Origin of the sequence: Microvirga sp. 2YAF29 (assembly GCF_052114605.1) — a bacterium.
In the GTDB taxonomy this organism is placed as follows: domain Bacteria; phylum Pseudomonadota; class Alphaproteobacteria; order Rhizobiales; family Beijerinckiaceae; genus Microvirga.
In genome coordinates, this window is sequence record NZ_JBFRFB010000035.1 from 1 (window position 1) to 2,586 (window position 2,586).

Annotated in this window: 4 protein-coding genes; 1 reads left to right on the plus strand and 3 read right to left on the minus strand. The window is 61.4% G+C overall.

Features of this window, described 5'->3' with window-relative positions:
* A partial coding sequence (locus AB4Y85_RS19340) for a biotin carboxylase N-terminal domain-containing protein (protein ID WP_441986534.1) occupies positions 1-158 on the minus strand: 158 nt, incomplete at its 3' end.
* A gap of 114 nt (positions 159-272) precedes the next feature.
* Complete coding sequence (locus AB4Y85_RS19345; RefSeq protein ID WP_441986531.1) at positions 273-686, minus strand: hypothetical protein; 414 nt, start codon at positions 684-686, stop codon at positions 273-275.
* 316 nt (positions 687-1,002) lie between these two features.
* Between AB4Y85_RS19345 and AB4Y85_RS19350 the strand changes: the two genes are divergently transcribed.
* Positions 1,003-1,932 (plus strand): ring-cleaving dioxygenase, encoded by a 930-nt coding sequence (locus AB4Y85_RS19350; RefSeq protein WP_441986532.1) that lies wholly within the window; start codon positions 1,003-1,005, stop codon positions 1,930-1,932.
* Between the two features lie 38 nt (positions 1,933-1,970).
* Here the strand turns inward: AB4Y85_RS19350 and AB4Y85_RS19355 are convergent.
* The coding region (locus AB4Y85_RS19355; RefSeq protein ID WP_441986533.1) for a carboxyl transferase domain-containing protein at positions 1,971-2,586 on the minus strand (616 nt) is incomplete at its 5' end.

Genomic DNA, 2,586 nt, shown 5'->3' on the forward strand with positions numbered 1-2,586 from the left:
GGGCCGATATGGACGGCCTCATCGGCCATTTCCACATGAAGGGCATCGCGGTCGGCATCGGAATAGACGGCCACCGTCTTGATGCCCATGCGGCGGGCGGTCTTGATCACCCGGCACGCAATCTCACCACGGTTCGCAATCAGGATCTTRTCGAACATGAACCCTCGAACGCTCTCGCAAAAGAAATCAGCCCCACCTCCGTTACTGCACATCTGTGCCTTCGGGAAGCGGGGCCGGGTCAGCAATTAGCGTTAGACGGGGATTGGGGCGCTTTAAGCGGCCATCCGGCTGAGCCGGGCCTGCTGGCGGCCGCGCATGATGAAATCGAGCAAAGCCACGTCCACATAGCCCGCCTCGTCGAGGATGGCATAGGCGATGGGCATGGCGTTCGGGCTGGGGCCGCTGACTTCCAGGACGGTGGCGAGCCACAGGGCATCGTCGTTGCTCACGACCCCATGGGGTGCCCGCTTCCAGACCACGAAGTCCACGACGAGCTTGGTCAGAGCGGCGCCCCAGCTCTCGTCGCCCTCGATCATACGGTCCAGGGCTAGAAGCGTCTCCACTTCGAGGCGGCTCGTGATGCCCTCGGCAAGGACATCGCCGGTCAGCCATTTCACGTCGTCGACGCCGATAAAGTTGGATTCGGCGGCGGCGTCGACGAAATCGCGAAGACTATCCTTAATCATTCGTTTGGCTCCCCCCGGCTTTTACTTGGCAAGGCCGGTTGATCTTCTGTGCTGGAGAGAAGCTTCACACGAATACCCGGCCCAAACAGTTAACGGGCAAACCTAAACGCCTGTTGAGGTTAAGCGATGTTGAGAGACTTTGGTTGCCGAAACCTTGATGGCCCGAAATCTCCAGCATTTCCGCGGCCCTAATGCTTCGGCTAATCCCCCTTGCAATCCCGCAAAGTCGGCCTTTCAGCACTGCCTGAAGCCCCGGCGTTATCTATGTCCTTGAGCAAACCGGCGCATCCGGCGCCTGCCCGTTAAGGAATGTCCCATGCGGCACCACGGCATTCATCACGTCACGGTCATTGCGGGCCCGGCCCGTCGCAATCTCGATTTCTACACCCGGGTTCTCGGCCTGCGCCTCGTCAAGAAAACCGTGAACTTCGACGATCCCGCCACCTATCATTTCTATTTCGGCGACAGCATCGGCAGCCCGGGCTCCATCCTCACTTTCTTCCCCTGGGAGCATGTGGCGCCGGGGCAGACTGGCACCGGCACGACACAGGAAACCGCCTTCCGCGTGCCGGAGAGCGCCCTCGCCTTTTGGGAGCAGCGCTTCATCGAACAGGGTGTCGAGCATGGAAAGCCGGAAAAGCGCTTCGGTCAGAGCGTGCTGCCCTTCAAGGACCCGGACGGCACGAGCCTTGCCCTTGTCGGCATTGCGAACGTCCGGACGGACAATACCTGGACCACAGGCGCCATTCCCACTGAGCATGCCATTCAAGGCCTGGAAGGCGTGACCCTGCTCGTGGAGAACGGCGAGCCGACCGGCGCGATCCTCACCGATGTGTTCGGCTTCCGCGAAGTGGCACGCGAGGGCGAACTCGTCCGCTACAAGGGCGATGCCGTCCTCTGCAGCGTTGTCGATGTGCGCAGTGCCGGAAGCAAGCTACCCGGCCGCACCGGCGGCGGCACCGTCCATCACATTGCCTTTCGCGCCACTGACGATGCGCACCAAGTCGAGATGGTCCGCAAGCTGGTCGAGACGCACGGGCTTCAACCGACTGAGCAGAAGGACCGCAATTACTTCCGCTCAGTCTATTTCCGCGAGCCGGGCGGCATTCTGTTCGAGATCGCGACCGATGGACCCGGCTTCGATGCAGATGAGACGCACGACAATCTTGGCGATGAGTTGAAGTTGCCCGCATTTTTGGAAGCGCGGCGCAGCGAAATTGAAGGCAAACTGCCGGCGCTGACCTGAACCCTCTCCCGCCGAGGGGAGAGGGAGATAAGAGCGCATTACAACGGAATATTGTCGTGCTTCTTCCAGGGCCGCTCGGTTTCCTTATTCCGCAGCATCGCCAGCGCGCGCGCAATCCGTCGCCGCGTCGAATGTGGCATGATCACTTCGTCGATGTAGCCGCGCTCGGCGGCGACGAACGGCGACATGAAGCGGTCTTCGTATTCCTTGGTGCGGGCGGCGATCTTCTCCGCGTCACCAATGTCCTGGCGGAAGATGATTTCCACCGCGCCTTTCGCACCCATCACCGCGATCTGCGCGGTGGGCCATGCGTAGTTGATGTCGCCGCCGATATGCTTTGACGCCATCACGTCATAGGCGCCGCCGAAGGCTTTGCGCGTGATCACCGTCACCAACGGCACGGTGGCTTCGGAGTAAGCAAACAACAGCTTCGCACCGTGTTTGATGAGGCCGCCATATTCCTGCGCGGTGCCCGGCAGGAAGCCCGGCACGTCCTCGAAGGTGACGATGGGAATGTTAAAGGCATCGCAGAAGCGCACGAAGCGCGCAGCCTTGCGCGACGCATCGGAATCGAGAACGCCCGCGAGCACCATCGGCTGGTTGGCAATAAGCCCGACCGTGCGGCCCTCGACGCGGGCGAAACCGGTGATGATG